We start from the raw sequence: 17,435 nt of genomic DNA, 5'->3' as shown, positions 1-17,435 counted from the left end.
TGGGTCATCATGACGCCTGCTTCGGCCAGCCAGCGATTGATGGTCTTGAACAATTGACGGGCCAGTTGATGCTGCTCGAGCAGGTGGCGGAAATTCATGATGGTGGTGCGATCCGGCAGGGCGCTATCCAGGGATAATCGGGCAAACAGGCGCATGGAGGCGATTTCGTACAGGGCATCTTCCATGGCACCGTCGCTCAGGTTGTACCAATGCTGCATGCAGTGAATACGCAGCATGGTCTCCAGCGGATAGGGCCGTCGGCCATTGCCCGCCTTGGGATAAAACGGCTCGATGACAGCGGTCATATTCTGCCATGGCAGAATCTGCTCCATGCGGGAGAGGAAAATCTCTTTTCGGGTCTGACGGCGCTTAGTGCTGAATTCACTATCGGCGAAGGTGAGTTGATGGCTCATGATGTCCCTCTGGGATGCGCTCCGGATGAATATGATGATCTCATATCAGGAACTTGTTCGCACCTTCCTTAGTTGTGCGTAAACAGCACGCCCGCCGATGGATAAAATAATGAGCACCGCCATCAGCCATTTATTTATCATCATGTCAGCTTATTCTGATGAGCAAACGAGAGCAGTTCGATTAATGATTTACAGCCGAGTTTTTCCATGAGCCGCGTTTTATAAGTACTGACGGTTTTACCACTAATATGCATCGCCTCACCAATTTGCGAATTGTCCAGACCGTTAAGCACATGCCCCATGACTTTCATCTCTTGTGTCGAAAGGGATTCCAGACGCTGCGCATCGGTGAGGATTTCGGAGGCTTCTTCGGAGAAAAATGGAAAATAGGTATACCCATTCTGTGCGGCATTAATGGCCGCCAGGATATTATCCATGTTCTGCTTTTTACTGATAAACGCGTTCGCTCCCGCCTGTGCACAGCGCTTGCTGAAGTAACGATCGTTTTTCGCTGAGACGACCACTAACACGCCGTGATAGTGATTCGCTCTGAGTTTCTCCACCAGCTCTACCCCATTGACGCCGGGGATCTCAACGTCAATAACCACAATATCCGCAGTCGTTTTTAGCAAACTCTTCAGCGCAATCGCCCCGTCCTCATACTCTCCGAGAACCGTAACGCGATCTTTCTCCAGTACACCACGAATAGCCATACGCGCCAGAGGATGGTCGTCCACGATAATTGCCGTGCGGGAACGCATTCCACTCATAATTCCCCCAAAGATCGTGATGTTCTAAACACGCTATGTCATTAATAATAGCGTAAACGATACGGTAGATTACCCTCTACATTAACCTTTGTCGTGCGGAGTACTTCACTGTTCTCATCACTTCCCCCACCCTGGCTGTATATATTTCACTGGATACTCACTCATATGCGATCGTGATGACTGAGGCTATTGCACATCATGAAGCGATGTTCTGAATGTTTAAAACCATGCCGTTGAATCCACTATCCTTACAAAAATGGAAAAGAAATTATCTGGCAATGTTAAAACGAGGCAGAAATTGGCGGGTCGTTTTAATCCTGATATTTCTGTCACCCTATGCAAGAAACGCATAGCGCGAAACATTCTGGCATTTTCCCCATATCCCTATGGCTGGTAAGGTCATTGAGTTCGGGCCACTTCTGGCCTGTCGCAACAAACACACATTATCAAAAAAAAAAACGGGGTTCGCTATGGCGCAACAAGGGGAACAGGCGGCGCTGCCGCTTGCAACAGAAAAGGTCGGACTTAAGGGATATCTGGCATTTTTTCTGACCATCATTTTCTTTTCCGGCGTATTTTCCGGAACGGAAGGTTGGTGGCGTGTTTTTGATTTTAGCGTGCTGAACGGTTCGTTTGGTCAGATCGCGAATGGCGCGGCACAAACGACCGTCACCTTCCGGGGCGCGGGCGGTACGGGCGCAAAAGATGGTTTTCTTTTCGCGCTGGAACTTGCGCCGTCAGTCATTTTGTCACTGGGCATTATTTCTATCACCGACGGTCTTGGCGGATTGCGTGCGGCGCAACAACTGATGACGCCGATCCTGAAGCCGCTGTTGGGCATTCCGGGCATCTGCTCGCTGGCGCTTATCGCTAACTTACAAAATACCGATGCGGCTGCAGGTATGACGAAAGAACTGGCGCAGGATGGTGAAATCACCGAGCGCGATAAAGTCATTTTTGCCGCATACCAGACCAGCGGCAGCGCGATTATTACCAACTATTTTTCCTCTGGCGTTGCCGTCTTCGCGTTTCTGGGAACGTCTGTTATCGTCCCGCTGGCCGTGATTCTGGTGTTTAAATTTGTCGGCGCCAACCTGCTACGTATCTGGATCAACTTTGAAGAACGCCGTAACCCAACGCAAGGAGCACAAGCATGACCACTCAGGTACGCAAAAATGTCATGGACATGTTTATCGACGGTGCCCGCCGCGGCTTTACAATTGCCACCACTAACCTGCTGCCAAACGTGGTGATGGCGTTCGTCATTATTCAGGCGCTGAAAATCACCGGTTTACTTGACTGGGTTGGACACATTTGTCAGCCCGTCATGGCACTTTGGGGACTTCCTGGTGAAGCCGCCACCGTGCTGTTAGCGTCGCTGATGAGTATGGGCGGCGCGGTAGGCGTTTCCGCCAGTTTGCTCACTGCAGGAGCATTAAATGGTCACGACGTCACGGTTCTGCTCCCGGCGATATACCTGATGGGTAACCCGGTACAAAACGTGGGTCGCTGCCTCGGTACCGCCGAAGTGAACGCCAAATATTACCCCCACATCATTGCGGTATGTGCCATCAACGCATTACTGTCGATCTGGGTTATGCAGCTTATTGTTTAAAAAGGGAATTATCATGCCTGATTTATCCTTCGCAGAATTTACGTTACTGCAAGGTGCGCACCTTTATACCCCTGAAGATCAGGGGATTTGCGACGTGTTTCTCGCCAACGGCAAGATTATTGCCGTTGCACGCGATATCTCGCCTCACATTGTGCCGGATTGTAAGGTTATCAATCTCCAGGGACGGATCCTGTGTCCTGGCTTTATCGATCAGCATGTACACCTGATTGGCGGCGGTGGTGAAGCGGGCCCCACGACCCGAACACCAGAAGTCAGACTGAGCAGACTGACCGAAGCCGGGGTCACGACCGTCATTGGTTTGCTCGGCACCGACTCCGTAACCCGTCATCCGGAATCACTGCTGGCGAAAACCCGAGCGCTGAATGAAGAAGGGATCACCGCCTGGATGCTAACCGGCGCTTATCATGTCCCTTCACCGACGATCACCGGTTCCGTCGAAAAAGATGTGGCGCTGATCGATCGCGTTATCGGCGTAAAATGCGCCGTCTCTGACCACCGCTCTGCCGCGCCTGGCGATTATCAACTGGCAAACATGGCAGCAGAATCTCGTGTGGGTGGCCTGCTGGGCGGCAAACCGGGTGTCAGCGTGTTCCATATGGGCGACAGTAAAAAGGGGCTCAAACCGCTGTACGACATTCTCGAAAATAGCGATGTGCCGATGAGTAAGCTGCTTCCCACCCACGTAAACCGCAATGAGGCGTTGTTCGAAGAAGCACTGGCCTTTGCGCTCAAGGGCGGCACCATCGACATCACCAGCGGTATCCCCGATCCGGTTGCACCGGCTGAGGGGGTTGCTCGCGCAGTCAAAGCCGGTGTACCGCTTGCCCGGATAACGGTCAGTTCTGATGGTAATGGTAGTCAGCCGTTGTTTGATGATGCCGGAAAACTCACCGGAATTGGCGTGGCGGGCTTCGAGAGCTTGCTTGAAACCGTGCAATCGCTAATCAACGATTACGGATTTACTCTGACCGACGCACTGCGTCCGTTGACGACCAGTGTGGCTACCTTTCTTAACCTGTCCACTAAAGGCGAAATCGCCCCCGGTAAGGATGCCGACCTGCTGGTGATGACGCCGGAATTGTGTATTGAGCAGGTTTATGCTCACGGCAAACGCATGGTGGTTGACGGGAAAGCCTGCGTGAAGGGGTCTTTCGAGTAAGCGCAATCGGTTGTCAGCCGTGTGAATGCCCGTAAAATGGCGCAGACAGACGGCTGACAGGTGATGATAAATGGATGTGAGTGGTGCAGGTTTGTATAACATTGAAACGAAATGGCTTTATGACTTTCTGACGCTGGAAAAGTGCCGAAACTTCTCCCAGGCCGCGATTATTCGTAATGTCTCGCAACCCGCCTTCAGCCGTCGTATTCGCGCCCTGGAAAACGCGGTCGGGGTTGAATTGTTCAATCGTCAGGTCTCGCCACTGCAACTCTCCGAACAGGGCAAAATCTTTCACTCTCAGATACGTCATCTGCTACAACAGCTGGAAAGTAACCTGGCTGAACTCCGTGGCGGCAGCGATTTCACACTGCGTAAAATTAAGATTGCCGCTGCGCACTCCCTTTCACTGGGGCTGTTACCCGGTATCGTCAGCCAGATGCCAACCCAGTTTACCTGGTCGGTTGAGGCGATCGATGTCGATCAGGCGGTCGATATGTTGCGGGAGGGGCAAAGCGACTTTATCTTCTCTTATTATGACGAAAACCTGCTCCAGCCACCGTTTGCCAATATTCACTTGTTTGAGTCACAACTGTTTCCCGTCTGTGCAAGCGATGAAAACGGAAAACCGCGATACACACTCGACCAACCCGCGTTCCCGTTGCTCAACTATAGCCAGAACTCCTATATGGGGCGGCTTATCAACCGAACGTTAACCCGCTATACCGAGCTGAGTTTCAGTACATTTTTTGTCTCTTCGATGAGTGAATTGCTTAAGCAGGTTGCGCTGGACGGTTGTGGAATCGCCTGGCTCCCGGAGTATGCGATTCGTCAGGAGATTCGTAATCGACAGCTCATTGTGCTGAACCAGGACGAGCTGATTATTCCTATTCAGGCTTATGCTTACCGGATGGATACGCGGATGACGCCCCTGGCGGAGCGGTTCTGGAAAGAACTGCACCATCTGCATACTGTCCCCTGAGCGCAATTCAAACGCAGGCAACCTGCTGCACAGGCTCATCCATCTGCGTATCTGGCCATGACTCATACCAGCGAATGGCGGCGTGTACCAGAGACGCGGTTGAGTCAATAAACCGGCACCCAAAATTGCTCTCATGCCCGGCCACAATTAACGGGATCTCGGTGCAGCCCATAATAATGATCTGCGCACCATGGGAAATCAGTCGCTCAATTTGTGGAAACAGCAACCTTTGCGCGGTGGCTTTATCTCCGCTTTTCAATGCGTAAATTGCCTGCATCACCTGCGCCTGCCCCGCCTCTTCCGGCTGAATCAGTGAGAGCCCCTGCGCAGTCATTTTTTTCTGGTATAACCCTGTCGCAAGCGTGGCGTTTGTTGCCAGCAGGCCGACGCGAGTCACGCCGGGAGGAATTTCACTCAGCGTGGCATCCAGAATGCTGATCATTTCCGCCTTTGCCACTGCCCGTAAATCATCAAACCAGTAGTGTGCGGTGTTACAGGGTATGACGATACACTCAGCCCCTGCATCTTCCAGCATATGCAGATAACGCTCCAGATAGTGCAAGGGAGAGGGGCCGCCAGAAAGCAGACAGGCTGTACGATCGGGAATGTCCGGGATTGAGCTAACGATGAGCGGGATATGTTGCTGATCGCAGTTGGCGCTGCGCAATTCAACAAATTTTTCCAGCATGTCCGCCGTTGCTGCGGGCCCCATGCCGCCCAGAATCCCAATGGTATGTTTCATCATCTGCACCGTGCTTTCTCTGTCATTTCAATTGACACTATCACCTTGATGCTTATGTAAAAAATGCCATTTTCTAAGCAGCTATGCGTAAAAGTTATCACCTGACAGACGCGAATCGGTTTACACAGACTGCTGTCTGCGCTCCCGGGCACCAACGACGTACCGGTTTCTGTAGCCTGTCTCACTAAACAGTGACTAAACAGCGAACACCCCGTTTCGGTTTTGTAACACGCGCCCGGAAATTAGCGATACCCGCCACAAAATTCACATATCACTCATCTTGATGAAAGGAAGCATATTGCATTTGCACAGTGAGTCGGATAGCGTCTGTAACGTTACACTAAAACGTTACAGAAAACAGAATCAGCGACTTTTTCGTTAAACCAGCTGGCTGCGTCCACCTTGCCAGATGGCGTTATCACGACCTCTACACTGTGAGAAAGGATAATCATGATGAAAACAACCCCGTTTCGTTCAGCCAGACGTTTTCTGGCACTCGCTTGCCTCAGTAGCGCCCTGATTGCAGGCAGTGTGCTGAGCACTTCAGCACAGGCAGCAATCAATTTTCGTGTTTACTCGTCTCTGCCAGGAGATGACTCCTCTGCGCACTATATTTGGTTCAACCGCTTCCAGGAAAACCTTAATAAAAACGAGAAGTTAAAAGGACAGATTAAGCTTAATTACTTTGCCAACGCCATGCTGGGAAAAGAAGCCGATGCAACACAGCAGGTCCGTATCGGCGCCATTAACATGATGATTTCAGGGACCTCAATCTGGGCCACGCTGGTGCCGGAAGTCGGTGTGCTGGATCTGGGATATCTGTTTAAAGACTATGACCAGGTCGGGAAAGCGCTGGACGGCAAAGCCGGTGAGCAGCTTTCTAAACTGATGATGGATAAAGCAAACGTAATGGTGCTGGGCTATGGCTATAACCTTGGCGCGCGCAACGTGTACACCAAAAAGGCAATTGAAAAGCCGGAGGATTTAAAGAATCTGAAAATCCGCGTACTGCCGGTGCCTAACTTTATCGCCACGCTGAATCACATGGGGGCGGTGGCCATTCCCATGCCGGGCGGAGAAGTCTATTCCAGCCTGCAAATGGGCGTGATCGATGGCGTCGAGCATGATGCGCCCACCATCTATGCCAGCAAATATTATGAAATCATCAAAAATGGCACGCTGACCCGCCATAGCTATAACCCGCTGATGATTGCCATGAACAAGAAGAGCTTCGAGCAGATCCCAGAGTCATTACGTGCCGACGTGCTGGCCGCAGCGAAAGAGGCCACGGAATACGAACGCCAGCAGGCCAGCCAGAAAGAACTGGAAGCGATTAAAAACCTGGAGGCGAAAGGCGTCACTTTCCGGGAAACCGATCGCGCGTTCTTCGCACAGGCCGTACAGCCTGTCTGGAAAGCCTTCCTGGATAAATACCCGGATCTGAAACCGATGGTGGACGAGATCAGCGCCGCCGCGCCGAGCGACAAACCATAAGCCGAGCATCGTCGGCCTGTGGCGTTTAGCGGGTCGGCGATGTTGCCCACACAAACCATGAAAGGAGTTCATCATGGCTGATATCCCGATGAAAACAAAGGATGAAAAGTCTTTGTTGACGCTGTTGGGGCGGCTGAGTCGATTTCTGACCACGTTAACGTCCTGGGCCGGAGCGCTGGTGTTGTTTATCAACGTGCTGGTGGTATTTGCTTCGGTGATCTGGCGCTACGCCCTGCATTCACCGATCCACTGGGCGGAAGAGGTGGCGCGAGCGTTGATGATTGCGCTGGTCTTTTTTGGCGTCGCCACCTCAACCGGCCGAGGCGGACACATTGGCGTCGATCTGTTCTTACGCTTCCTGCCTGAAAGCGTTCGCCCTTACGTTGTTCATGCCAGCCGCTGGATCCTGTTTCTGGTCTCCGTTGGACTGGTCGTTTCCAGTTACGATCTGGTGCAGGCCGCGCGACTGCAAACCACCGAGACGGGCCTGCCGCAGACCATTTACGTGATTCCGGTATTAATCGGTTCCGTGGTGATGATGGTGGCTGCGCTGGAACATGCGCTGCATGAACGCACAAAAGTGGTGTTGCTTAGCGGCGCAGGGATCATTGTGCTGGCGGCGCTGGGTTATCTGAAACTGTCGCTGATGGCCGATCCGGCCAGCGCGGCGGCGGGCCTGATGCTGATTTGCTTCGTGCTTGGCATTCTGGCCGGTGTGCCAATCGCCTTCACACTCGGCATGTCGGCAATGGTCTTTTTTATCTGCGACCCTTCCCTGCCGTTTGTCTTTTTCTCCCAGCAGGTAGCGGCGGGCGTTGACCACTTTGTTCTGTTGGCGATTCCGTTCTTCTTGCTCGCCGGAGCGGCAATGGAAATCAACGGCATGTCCACGCGTCTGGTCGAACTGATTGTGCGTGGTATGGGACGCTTTCGCGGCGGTCTGAACATGACCACCGTACTGTCGATGGCCTTTTTCTCAGGCATCTCCGGTTCCAAACTGGCGGATGTGGCCGCCGTCGGCGGAGTGTTAATGCCTGCGGTACGTCGCGCGAAGCAGGACAGCGAAGAAGCCGCCGGGGTATTTGCCGCCTCCGCGGTAATGGCGGAAACCATTCCACCCTGCGTGAACCTGATCGTGATGGGCTTTGTCGCCAATATTTCCATCGGCGCGTTGTTTATCGCAGGCCTCATCCCTGCAGCTTGCCTGTTGGTGCTGTTAATGGTCGCCGCCAACCGTTTCGGCGGGAAAATTAACGTCAGCGAAGCCTATCCGGTATTACGCCCGCGGACTCAGCTTTACCTCGGTGCCGCTGTCGGTCTGGTCATGATCTTCATGATTGGCCGCGGGGTCATGATGGGGATCGCCACCTCCACGGAAATTTCCGCCTTCGCAGTGATCTACGCCATTGTGGTGGGTCGCCTGGCGTTTGGTGAGCTGACGCTGAAAGCCACAGTGAAAATGTTCGTTGATATTGCGGCAATGTCCGGCGTCTTGCTGTTCATCGTGGCCTGTGCGACCAGCCTTTCTTATGCCCTGACCATTCAAATGATCCCACAACAGATCGCTGAACTGCTGGTTGGCATTGGCATGGAGCAAGGGGCCTGGCTGTTCCTGATATTGACCATTGTTATTCTGATCATCTTTGGCGCGGTTCTTGAAGGTGCGCCTGCGCTGATCATTTTCGCCCCGATTCTGGTGCCAATAGCCATTCAGCTTGGCTTTAACCCGCTGCACTTTGGCATTGTGATGATCATGGCGATGGGCTTTGGTCTGTTCTCACCGCCGATCGGCCTGGGTCTCTATACCACCTGCGCCATTTGTGGCGTGGAGATGAAGCACGTCATCAAACCGATGGCGAAATATCTGGCGGTGGTTTTTGTCGGCATCATTATTGTCGCCATGGCGCCACCATTAACCACCTGGCTGCCCGGACTGGCCGGCTACTGATAATGAAGTCCTGTATTTGCCACGCTCAGGTGGCAGGGATATCCACGCACAAAAAACGGTAAAACGATGTCACGTCATTACCTGATGCCGTTTAAATATGAATAATGGGAGTATGAAATGGGATTATTAACGGGTAAAAAAGCGTTTATTACAGGTGCAGAACAAGGCATTGGTAAAGAGAGCGCGAAAAAACTGATTGAGGCGGGATGCGATATTTATATTCATTATTTCAGTGGCGAAGAAGGCCCACGGGAATTAATGGCGCTCGCCGAACAGCAAGGCTGTCGCGCGGCCTGTGGTTTCGCCGATTTAACCGATGAAGAAGATGCAGCCCGCTGTGTGGCACAGGCAGCGGAATTCCTCGGCGGTATCGATATTCTGATCAATAACGTTGGCGGCATTATTGCCCGCAAATGGCTGGGTGAGATTGAGCCACATTTCTGGCGCACGGTGATCGACGTCAATATGACGACGATGCTGAATGTCACTCAGCAGGCATTACCGTGGCTGAAGGCCGCGCCAGACGGCGCCAGTATTGTTAACCTGGCCTCCCTGGCCGGGCGCTCTGGCGGCCATGCGGGTTCTCTGGTCTACTCCACCACCAAAGGCGCGGTGCTGACCTGGACTCGCTCGCTTGCCGCGGAGCTCGGTGAACACGGCATCCGCGTCAATGCCGTTGCGCCGGGACTGATTCTCGGCACGCGTTTTCATAATCAGCATACTACGCAGGCCTCTGCCGAGCAGACAATCCAGGCCATTCCTCTGGGACGCGCGGGCACCCCGGAAGATGTGGCAAGGGTCATCTGTTTCCTCGCTTCTGAATATGATGGCTTCGTTTCCGGTGCCACCATCGATATTAACGGCGGTATTTACCGGGCATAAAAATGCGGCGGGCGATAATGCCCGCCAGTTTTAAAAGGTATGACATATGATCAAGTCAGATATTATTCATCCTGATTTATTACAGGCGCTGGCACAGTGCGGACACAAGGCGAATATTTTAATCACCGATGCCAATTACTCTTTTCTAACCAATACTTCTGCGCAGGCACGGATTATCTGGCTTAATTTCACTCCAGGGATGATCGGGAGCGTCGTCATTCTGGAGAAAATCCTTGGCTATATTAATGTGGAAAAAGCCACGTTAATGGCAAGCCCGGCGGATTTTGATAATACGGTCGAGCGTGAATACCGTGGCATGCTTTCTGAGGCGATCGAAGTTGAACATGTTGAACGTAACGCGTTTTATTCGCTGGCCAAATCGTCTGACACGCTCCTGGTCATCGCCTCCGGCGAAACCCGCCGCTTCGCCAATATTCTGCTGACCGTAGCCCCAACGCTGGTATGACAGAGCGAGAAGAACGTATCGTTCTTCTCGTGCCTCGCCGCTACTGTACCGATTGTCGGGAAACCAGCGACGGAGGGAACAGAAACTCCTCTGGCGGAATGGCCGGATTTTCAGTCCGCTCGATCAACCGCTCCACCATCACTTCTGCCATCTCCCGAAGCGGCGGCATGATGGACGTCAGGCCAGGGAAAACCAGTCCGGAGAGCGGAATATTGTCGATGCCCACAATAGAGATCTGTTCCGGCACATGGATCCCGGCCTGATGCAGACCAGCCATCAGCCCAATGCCCAACGCATCGTTGATCGCGACAATACCATCCGGGAACACCGGCTGCTGGCTGATTTTTAACGCCAGCGCCCGCCCGAGTTCTGTCATTTCTGTGTCGCCATAGGCCGCCATGGCCTGGCCTTCAACGATCATTCCTTCCCGATAAAGCCCGTGGTCTTGCACCGCGCGGAGAAAGCCCTCAATTTTGTGCGCACGGCTGGGGGTCATCCCTTCCACCGTGGCAAACGCGAGGCGACGGCACCCCTGTGCAATCAGGTGTTCTGCTGCCATTCGCCCGGCCTCAATGTTATCCATTGATACACTGTCCAGCGCAAAATGACCCGACTGAGCACGCACAGGCATACGGCCATCATAGTTCACCATCACCATGCCCTGCTCGGCCGCTTGCGCAAAATGCGCTTTTTCAATATCGCAGGCGGCAACGATAATCCCGCGGACGCCGTGGGAAAACATGTCGTCCAGAAAGGCTTCTTCTTCTTCAATTTGTCGGTAGGTATTTCCAATCAGCACCCGCAGTTGGCGCTTTTTGGCGGCCAGATCGACTTCACGGGCCAGGGCAGCAAAGCTGGGATTCACAATGGACGGCACCAGCAAACCAATCATTTTGGCCTGACCGGTCTTGAGCTGTTGCGCCACCCGGTTTGGAAAGTAATTCAGCGTCTGCATGCTCTGCTGGATACGCGCCAGGGTTTCAGCCCGCATTTGATCGGTCCGACCGTTGAGCACATTGGATACCGTACTGACGGAAACGCCAGCATGCTTTGCGACATCACGAATATTCGCCATACATCTCCTTTGCGGCAATCGATGAATGGCGGAAGACACACATACCCGGCATCGCCATCTTCTCAGGAATTATGAACTACAACGGTTTAGTGTAACGTTACAGACGGAGCTGTCAATGCAATGTATCAGGCATAATTAAGCAAGTGAACCACTCGCTAGCACTGGATGCGCTGCTGATTGCAGTCTGGCGACATAAACCTGACGACGAGGTTATCGTGCACTCAGACCAGGGCAGCCAGTACGACAGTGGCGACTGGCGGCGGTTCTGTTGGACCAATAACCTGGCCTCCAGTATGAGCCGACGTAGTAACTGCTGGGATACTGCGGTGGTCAAATCGTTCTTCAGTTCGCTGAAAAAAGAACGCCGTTATTCGTTAAGTGATAACTTTCAGATACAGTGCCGGTTAATCACGCTACTTAAACCCGGGAATCTCCTGACCGGGGTGTGATTGCATTGTGGCACATCAGAAGGAATTATTTCTCCAGTTCTCATGAACGCATGTCAATTAGCAGGACTGGATAGTCCTGCTCGGTTTATTATTTGAGTACGTATTATTTGATCGGCATTGTTTAAATAAACGCTAAACAACCACTCATTTAACATGGAGATACTGCTTTTATCCGTTAAGCTGTTCTGGCTAACAAACGAACAGCACTCCTGGAGGAAGCTGTCGACTCGAAATGGAAAACTTTTGGCCACCCGTGGCCTTTTTTCCTACCGTCCCAACCGTTATGTTAGCCCCATGACAACTGGCCTTGCTCACAGTGACCTGGTTTGTGGAATAACTCTTGTTTTCATTGCTTAGCCGCCTGCGCAGGCGGCTCTTTTTCAAGGAGGTAGCATGCCACTCAATAAAATGAAGCGTCATGCCATACTCCATACGCTCTCTATACCTGAACGTAAACTGCGCCCCCTAAAATGGCTTGCTCTCATCTCATCTCTGCTATTTATTTTACAACTGGCAATTGAGAGCCTGCTCTTAAGCGAATAGCAGAATAGTAATTCCTGTCCAAAGACTCAATCTGGAATGATTTTCTGATACCTGTCGGGTACAGAGCACAAATATTAACGTATTTTTTCAGCAATATAAGTTATACGTAGGGTTGTACCTTTGTTCAATTTCACAGATACAGGCCTGACTGACAGAGTGTGAATAAGGAAATGAGCCGTGGAAAACTATACGCTTCATCGTGGCAGACTTATCGACCATATCCAGCTCGTGGTAAACAACTTTGACGCAAGCAAAGCATTTTACACTGCTGTGCTGGCGGAACTTAAGATCCCCCTGGTTATCACAGATGACGATTATATCTGGGCTGACGAACTGGTCATTTCATCGGTAAAAAGTTCGGGGGCTGGAGGGGTGCCTACAGGACGGCACCATCTGGCCTTTCAGGCCACAGACCGTGAATCGGTGGACGCATTTTACCGCGCAGCGCTAAATCATGGCGGACGTGATAACGGCGCCCCCGCCGAACGAACCTACCATCCCGGATACTATGCCGCTTTTGTTCTGGATCCGGACGGTAACAATATTGAAGCTGTTTACCATGGTGAGGGCGATCGCAGTGCCCGCTCTGTAGAAATCAGCTTCACTGTCTGAGAAAACAGGGAGCATATTTTCCCCCTGTAGCTCCCGAAAACCGCAATGTAGAGCTTTATCTATGACCGTTATTCCGGTATCAGCTAAAGACTCGTTTGTCTGACTGATCAATGATAACCCGGTGGCAATAGCCATCGTAACCCACAGAATGGACAAAGCGCATCTGACCGAATTTGGTGTGCTGCCCGAGTACCGGAGCCAGGGACTGGCAAAACAATGCTGATGTATCTATGCCAGAAATGCTGGCACCATTATTTACTGCGGCGGGTTATCAGGCTGAACCGTTATGCCAGTTTGAGATGGAACTGACATTTTAAACTATCGTTATGCTGCATTCCGGATGACAGGAGAATAATGATGAGTTGCAAGTTTGAATGGATCAATGAGCCCGCTAAATGGCACTACGGGAATAATACCCTGTCGGTAATCACTGATGATCACACCGATTTCTGGCGTCATACCTGGTACGGGTTTGAGCGTTTTTCAGGTCATATCTACGCCACTGACGTAACAGATGATTTTACTTTTCAGGTCAGGATCCGCGCAGACTTCACCACACTCTATGACCAGGCCGGAATTATGATTCTCTCTGACGAACAGCACTGGCTCAAAGCTGGCATCGAATTTAACGATGGAGCACCTGCAATCGGGAGTGTACTCACGCAGGGATATTCCGACTGGGCTACAGGACTCTTTCCCGGGGATCCGAAGGAATTCTGGCTGCGTCTGACCCGTAAAAAAGATGCGTTACGATTGCAGTACTCCTCAGATGGACAGCACTGGCCATTACTTCGCTTATGTCATTTTCCCATGGGCCCAGTAAGAACGGGCGTCATGTGTTGTACACCTCAGCGCCAGGGGTTGGAGGTAGAATTTCTTGATCTCAGACTGACTCCTGCGATGGATAAAGAACTGCACGATCTGAGTTGATTAAAATCAAGGGGTTATAAAAAACGGAGAACCCGTTTATGAAGCCATTTACGGGACGCCTTAACAGGTATGGCAGCGTTCTATTATTTCCACTGGCGATGGTCATCTACGATTTTTCAGCCTATCTGACCACGGATCTCATCCAGCCGGGCATCATCCACATCATCCGTGAGCTTCAGGCTGATATCACTCTCGCGCCTGCCTCTGTCAGTCTTTATATGGCCGGAGGTCTGGCGCTCCAGTGGCTCCTCGGTCCTCTCTCTGACCGGATTGGTCGCCGTCCCGTCCTGCTCACTGGTGCAATGATCTTTGCCCTGGCCTGTCTGGGCATGATGTTTGTCACCACGATCGAGCAATATTTTATTGCCCGTTTTATACAGGGAACCAGTATTTGCTTCATCTCCACCGTTGGTTATGTGTCAATACAGGAGGCCTTTGATGAAAAGGATTCCATCCGTATCATGGCTGCTCTGACCTCAATCGTATTGCTTGCGCCTGTCATCGGCCCACTGGCTGGAGCAGCTCTGATGTCCTTTATGCACTGGAAGCTGTTATTTGCGATCATCGGAGGGATGAGTCTGATGGCCTGGGTCATGTTGATGATTAAAATGCCGGAGACAGTCAAACGTCAGGGCCAGGGGTTTCATCCTGGAGATGTATTATCCGATTTTATCAGCGCCTTCAGACATCCGGTGGTACTGACGGGTGCCCTGGCCCTGTCATTCGGTAACCTGCCGATGATTACCTGGGTCGCGCTCTCTCCGGTGATCCTGATTGAGGATGGCGGGATGTCACCCGGTATGTATGCCTGGACTCAGGTACCTGTATTTGGCGGGGTGATTATTGCCAGCATCATCGTCGCGAATTTTATCAAAGACCCCACTTCACCGCGCTTTATCTGTAAGCGTCGTCTGAGTACCGTCTGGTCCCGAATCCAGGATCCTGTAACTTAAGCACCCACTTATTTTGCAGGTGGACACCTCATGCGCGCTAAAGAAAGACTTCCCCGGAAACACTATTCCCCTGAATTCAAAATGGAACTGGTCAGGCTGGCTCTTGAAGAAGAAGGCAGTATTGCCGCACTGGCCCGGAAACATGACGTCAATGATAACCTGCTCTTTAAATGGATAAGGCTCTGGCAGCGTGAAGGGCGGGTCTGTCGGCCCCGAAAAAACTCATCGTCGCTTCCTGCCCTGATACCCGTGCAGCTTCAGGCGGGCTCTTCTCTCCCAACCTTCGAACTACCATCCTGCTCTCCTCCCGCTACCTGCCACATAAAATGTCGGGGAGGAGAAATAACACTGACTCATCCCTCTGCTGAACTCATGAGCACTGTCCTGCGCGAACTGATGCGGGGGCCGGTATGATAAATCTTCCCGCAGGCACAAAAATCTGGCTGGTTGCCGGTATCACCGATATGCGCAACGGCTTCAATGGCCTCGCCGCAAAGGTGCAGACCGCGCTGAAAGATGACCCGATGTCCGGCCACGTCTTCATCTTCCGGGGACGCAGCGGCAGTCAGGTAAAACTGCTCTGGTCCACCGGCGATGGTCTGTGCCTGCTGACAAAGCGACTGGAACGTGGTCGCTTCGCCTGGCCCTCAGCCCGCGATGGCAAAGTGTTCCTGACGCCGGCGCAACTGGCGATGCTGATGGAAGGTATCGACTGGCGACAGCCAAAGCGGTTACTGACATCCCTGACCATGTTGTAGCGCTCTTTATCCTGGTTGTCGCAGAATAAGCCTGGTAAAATACAGGATTATGAACGATACCTCTTCTGACGACATCCTTCTGCTGAAACAGCGCCTGGCCGAACAGGAAGCGTTGATCCACGCCCTGCAGGAAAAGCTGAGCAACCGGGAACGCGAAATAGACCATCTGCAGGCGCAACTGGATAAGCTGCGCCGGATGAACTTCGGCAGTCGTTCCGAAAAGGTATCTCGCCGTATCGCGCAAATGGAAGCTGACCTGAACCTGCTGCAGCAGGAAAGCGATACGCTGACCGGCCGGGTGGATGACCCGGCAGTGCAGCGCCCGCTGCGTCAGACCCGCACCCGCAAACCGTTCCCTGAGTCACTCCCACGGGATGAGAAGCGGCTGCTGCCGACTGAGCCGTGTTGCCCGGAGTGCGGTGGTTCGCTGAGTTACCTGGGTGAGGATGCCGCCGAACAGCTGGAGCTGATGCGCAGCGCCTTCCGGGTTATCCGGACAGTCCGTGAAAAGCATGCCTGCCGTCGGTGCGATCGCATCGTTCAGGCCCCGGCTCCTTCGCGCCCCATCGAACGGGGGATCGCCGGACCGGGGCTGCTGGCCCGAGTGCTGACCTCAAAGTATGCAGAGCACACACCGCTGTATCGCCAGTCGGAGATCTATGCCCGCCAGGGTGTAGTGTTGAGTCGTTCTGTACTGTCGGGCTGGGTGGATGCGTGTTGTCGTCTGCTGGCACCGCTGGATGAAGCCCTTCAGCACTATGTCCTGACCGACGGCAAACTCCATGCTGACGATACGCCTGTCCCGGTGCTGTTGCCGGGCAATAAGAAGACGAAGACCGGGCGCTTATGGACGTACGTTCGAGACGACCGCAACGCCGGATCAGCGCTGGCCCCCGCAGTGTGGTTCGCTTACAGCCCGGACAGAAAAGGTATCCACCCTCAGACCCATCTTGCAGGCTTCAGTGGCGTACTGCAGGCTGATGCCTACGCCGGGTTCAACGAGCTCTACCGCGACGGCCATATAAAGGAAGCCGCGTGCTGGGCCCATGCCCGCCGAAAAATCCACGATGTTCACGTCCGTACCCCGTCAGCCCTGACGGAGGAGGCGCTGAAACGGATCGGCGAGCTGTATGCCATCGAGTCGGAGCTCAGAGGTAAAAGAGCAGAGGAACGGCAGGCAGTCCGGCACCAAAAAGTGCTGCCGCTGCTGGCGTCACTGGAGGGGTGGCTGCGGGAGAAACAGAAAACCCTCTCAAGGCACTCAGAACTGGCGAAGGCGTTCGGGTATGCGCTGAACCAGTGGCCGGCGCTGACCCGCTATGCAGAAGATGGCTGGGTGGAGGTGGATAATAACATTGCCGAAAACGCCCTACGACTGGTCAGTCTGGGGAGAAAAAACTGGCTGTTCTTCGGCTCGGATCATGGTGGTGAGCGCGGTGCGTCACTGTACAGTCTTATCGGGACGTGCAAATTAAACGGCGTGGATCCGGAACGCTATCTGCATCATGTACTTGATGTCATCGCCGACTGGCCTGTGAACCGGGTGGGTGCTCTGCTCCCGTGGCGGGTTACTCTGCCTGCCTGACCAGCTTCACTTCGTCAATACGGTTCTCACTGCACGCTTAC

17 protein-coding genes and 3 pseudogenes are annotated in these 17,435 nt (G+C 52.9%); 16 read left to right on the top strand and 4 right to left on the bottom strand.

Translation table 11 applies throughout. The features are described 5' to 3' along the window. Both OGW13_RS15745 and evgA read right to left on the bottom strand, forming a co-directional pair. Nucleotides 1-413 (bottom strand): annotated as a pseudogene (locus tag OGW13_RS15745) (IS5-like element ISKpn26 family transposase); the annotation flags it as partial. Nucleotides 414-553: 140 nt separating this feature from the next. Continuing rightward, entirely contained in the window at nucleotides 554-1,183 is a 630-nt protein-coding gene (gene evgA, locus OGW13_RS15740) for an acid-sensing system DNA-binding response regulator EvgA (RefSeq protein ID WP_042999412.1), read from the bottom strand. A 470-nt stretch (nucleotides 1,184-1,653) separates the two neighbouring features. On the opposite strand from evgA, the gene OGW13_RS15735 reads away from it, so the two are divergent. The 4 genes from OGW13_RS15735 (at nucleotide 1,654) to hypT (ending at nucleotide 4,957) form a co-directional block, all read left to right on the top strand. Then, nucleotides 1,654-2,340 carry a nucleoside recognition domain-containing protein gene (locus tag OGW13_RS15735; RefSeq protein WP_042999411.1) on the top strand — a complete coding sequence of 229 codons (687 nt, stop codon included), beginning with the start codon at nucleotides 1,654-1,656 and terminating at the stop codon, nucleotides 2,338-2,340. Then, nucleotides 2,337-2,798 carry a YjiG family protein gene (locus tag OGW13_RS15730; protein WP_042999410.1) on the top strand — a complete coding sequence of 154 codons (462 nt, stop codon included), beginning with the start codon at nucleotides 2,337-2,339 and terminating at the stop codon, nucleotides 2,796-2,798. Before OGW13_RS15735 ends, OGW13_RS15730 begins: the two co-directional genes overlap by 4 nt. 13 nt (nucleotides 2,799-2,811) lie before the next feature. Next, nucleotides 2,812-3,978, top strand: a complete 1,167-nt coding sequence (iadA, locus tag OGW13_RS15725; protein WP_054176823.1) for a beta-aspartyl-peptidase — start codon at nucleotides 2,812-2,814, stop codon at nucleotides 3,976-3,978. Nucleotides 3,979-4,048: 70 nt separating this feature from the next. Then, nucleotides 4,049-4,957 (top strand): hypochlorite stress DNA-binding transcriptional regulator HypT, encoded by a 909-nt coding sequence (hypT, locus tag OGW13_RS15720; protein ID WP_042999408.1) that lies wholly within the window; start codon nucleotides 4,049-4,051, stop codon nucleotides 4,955-4,957. Between the two features lie 7 nt (nucleotides 4,958-4,964). Here hypT and cuyB read toward each other — a convergent pair whose 3' ends face one another. Continuing rightward, nucleotides 4,965-5,699: a cysteate racemase gene (gene cuyB / locus OGW13_RS15715; protein ID WP_042999407.1), complete on the bottom strand. Its 735-nt coding sequence runs from the start codon at nucleotides 5,697-5,699 to the stop codon at nucleotides 4,965-4,967. A 450-nt stretch (nucleotides 5,700-6,149) separates the two neighbouring features. Between cuyB and OGW13_RS15710 the strand changes: the two genes are divergently transcribed. The 4 genes from OGW13_RS15710 to OGW13_RS15695 all read left to right on the top strand — a co-directional run bounded on the left by OGW13_RS15710 (nucleotide 6,150) and on the right by OGW13_RS15695 (nucleotide 10,489). Further along, nucleotides 6,150-7,193: a TRAP transporter substrate-binding protein gene (locus tag OGW13_RS15710; protein ID WP_051642301.1), complete on the top strand. Its 1,044-nt coding sequence runs from the start codon at nucleotides 6,150-6,152 to the stop codon at nucleotides 7,191-7,193. A 73-nt stretch (nucleotides 7,194-7,266) separates the two neighbouring features. Next, nucleotides 7,267-9,141: a TRAP transporter large permease gene (locus OGW13_RS15705; protein ID WP_052443876.1), complete on the top strand. Its 1,875-nt coding sequence runs from the start codon at nucleotides 7,267-7,269 to the stop codon at nucleotides 9,139-9,141. A 117-nt stretch (nucleotides 9,142-9,258) separates the two neighbouring features. Continuing rightward, complete coding sequence (locus tag OGW13_RS15700; RefSeq protein ID WP_054176822.1) at nucleotides 9,259-10,023, top strand: SDR family NAD(P)-dependent oxidoreductase; 765 nt, start codon at nucleotides 9,259-9,261, stop codon at nucleotides 10,021-10,023. Nucleotides 10,024-10,069: 46 nt separating this feature from the next. Then, nucleotides 10,070-10,489, top strand: coding sequence for an RbsD/FucU family protein (locus OGW13_RS15695; protein WP_044254078.1), 420 nt, complete (start codon nucleotides 10,070-10,072; stop codon nucleotides 10,487-10,489). Between the two features lie 40 nt (nucleotides 10,490-10,529). On the opposite strand, the gene OGW13_RS15690 is transcribed toward OGW13_RS15695, so the two are convergent. Next, nucleotides 10,530-11,564, bottom strand: coding sequence for a LacI family DNA-binding transcriptional regulator (locus tag OGW13_RS15690; protein WP_042999402.1), 1,035 nt, complete (start codon nucleotides 11,562-11,564; stop codon nucleotides 10,530-10,532). A 143-nt stretch (nucleotides 11,565-11,707) separates the two neighbouring features. Between OGW13_RS15690 and OGW13_RS15685 the strand changes: the two are divergent. From OGW13_RS15685 to tnpC, 8 genes and pseudogenes are all read left to right on the top strand, one after another. Then, a pseudogene (locus OGW13_RS15685) lies at nucleotides 11,708-11,929 on the top strand (DDE-type integrase/transposase/recombinase); the annotation flags it as partial. Nucleotides 11,930-12,733: 804 nt separating this feature from the next. Further along, entirely contained in the window at nucleotides 12,734-13,168 is a 435-nt protein-coding gene (locus OGW13_RS15680; RefSeq protein ID WP_042999400.1) for a VOC family protein, read from the top strand. Nucleotides 13,169-13,289: 121 nt separating this feature from the next. Further along, on the top strand, nucleotides 13,290-13,391 hold the full coding sequence (locus OGW13_RS25750; protein WP_333494260.1) for an N-acetyltransferase: 102 nt from the start codon (nucleotides 13,290-13,292) through the stop codon (nucleotides 13,389-13,391). Between the two features lie 134 nt (nucleotides 13,392-13,525). Continuing rightward, nucleotides 13,526-14,098 carry a DUF1349 domain-containing protein gene (locus OGW13_RS15675; protein WP_042999399.1) on the top strand — a complete coding sequence of 191 codons (573 nt, stop codon included), beginning with the start codon at nucleotides 13,526-13,528 and terminating at the stop codon, nucleotides 14,096-14,098. Between the two features lie 38 nt (nucleotides 14,099-14,136). Further along, nucleotides 14,137-14,997, top strand: a pseudogene (locus OGW13_RS15670) (MFS transporter); the annotation flags it as partial. A gap of 84 nt (nucleotides 14,998-15,081) precedes the next feature. Further along, nucleotides 15,082-15,465, top strand: coding sequence for an IS66-like element accessory protein TnpA (gene tnpA, locus OGW13_RS25745; RefSeq protein ID WP_001201739.1), 384 nt, complete (start codon nucleotides 15,082-15,084; stop codon nucleotides 15,463-15,465). Then, nucleotides 15,462-15,809, top strand: a complete 348-nt coding sequence (gene tnpB / locus OGW13_RS15665; protein ID WP_000609174.1) for an IS66 family insertion sequence element accessory protein TnpB — start codon at nucleotides 15,462-15,464, stop codon at nucleotides 15,807-15,809. Before tnpA ends, tnpB begins: the two co-directional genes overlap by 4 nt. 49 nt (nucleotides 15,810-15,858) lie before the next feature. Then, nucleotides 15,859-17,394: an IS66 family transposase gene (gene tnpC, locus OGW13_RS15660; RefSeq protein ID WP_001000406.1), complete on the top strand. Its 1,536-nt coding sequence runs from the start codon at nucleotides 15,859-15,861 to the stop codon at nucleotides 17,392-17,394. Nucleotides 17,395-17,435 lie beyond the last annotated feature (41 nt).

The organism is Citrobacter sp. Ca225 (assembly GCF_030337175.1).
GTDB classification, from domain to species: domain Bacteria; phylum Pseudomonadota; class Gammaproteobacteria; order Enterobacterales; family Enterobacteriaceae; genus Citrobacter_A; species Citrobacter_A amalonaticus.
The sequence above is the reverse complement of the archived record's forward strand: the minus strand, read 5'-3'. Positions and strand labels throughout refer to the sequence as shown.

What these genes read in the sequence shown, in the direction of transcription:
- evgA (WP_042999412.1), bottom strand. Translation starts at nt 1,183, where the DNA reads ATGAGTGGAATGCGTTCCCGCACGGCAATTATCGTGGACGACCATCCT.
- OGW13_RS15735 (WP_042999411.1), top strand. Translation starts at nt 1,654, where the DNA reads ATGGCGCAACAAGGGGAACAGGCGGCGCTGCCGCTTGCAACAGAAAAG.
- OGW13_RS15730 (WP_042999410.1), top strand. Translation starts at nt 2,337, where the DNA reads ATGACCACTCAGGTACGCAAAAATGTCATGGACATGTTTATCGACGGT.
- iadA (WP_054176823.1), top strand. Translation starts at nt 2,812, where the DNA reads ATGCCTGATTTATCCTTCGCAGAATTTACGTTACTGCAAGGTGCGCAC.
- hypT (WP_042999408.1), top strand. Translation starts at nt 4,049, where the DNA reads ATGGATGTGAGTGGTGCAGGTTTGTATAACATTGAAACGAAATGGCTT.
- cuyB (WP_042999407.1), bottom strand. Translation starts at nt 5,699, where the DNA reads ATGAAACATACCATTGGGATTCTGGGCGGCATGGGGCCCGCAGCAACG.
- OGW13_RS15710 (WP_051642301.1), top strand. Translation starts at nt 6,150, where the DNA reads ATGATGAAAACAACCCCGTTTCGTTCAGCCAGACGTTTTCTGGCACTC.
- OGW13_RS15705 (WP_052443876.1), top strand. Translation starts at nt 7,267, where the DNA reads ATGGCTGATATCCCGATGAAAACAAAGGATGAAAAGTCTTTGTTGACG.
- OGW13_RS15700 (WP_054176822.1), top strand. Translation starts at nt 9,259, where the DNA reads ATGGGATTATTAACGGGTAAAAAAGCGTTTATTACAGGTGCAGAACAA.
- OGW13_RS15695 (WP_044254078.1), top strand. Translation starts at nt 10,070, where the DNA reads ATGATCAAGTCAGATATTATTCATCCTGATTTATTACAGGCGCTGGCA.
- OGW13_RS15690 (WP_042999402.1), bottom strand. Translation starts at nt 11,564, where the DNA reads ATGGCGAATATTCGTGATGTCGCAAAGCATGCTGGCGTTTCCGTCAGT.
- OGW13_RS15675 (WP_042999399.1), top strand. Translation starts at nt 13,526, where the DNA reads ATGAGTTGCAAGTTTGAATGGATCAATGAGCCCGCTAAATGGCACTAC.
- tnpA (WP_001201739.1), top strand. Translation starts at nt 15,082, where the DNA reads ATGCGCGCTAAAGAAAGACTTCCCCGGAAACACTATTCCCCTGAATTC.
- tnpB (WP_000609174.1), top strand. Translation starts at nt 15,462, where the DNA reads ATGATAAATCTTCCCGCAGGCACAAAAATCTGGCTGGTTGCCGGTATC.
- tnpC (WP_001000406.1), top strand. Translation starts at nt 15,859, where the DNA reads ATGAACGATACCTCTTCTGACGACATCCTTCTGCTGAAACAGCGCCTG.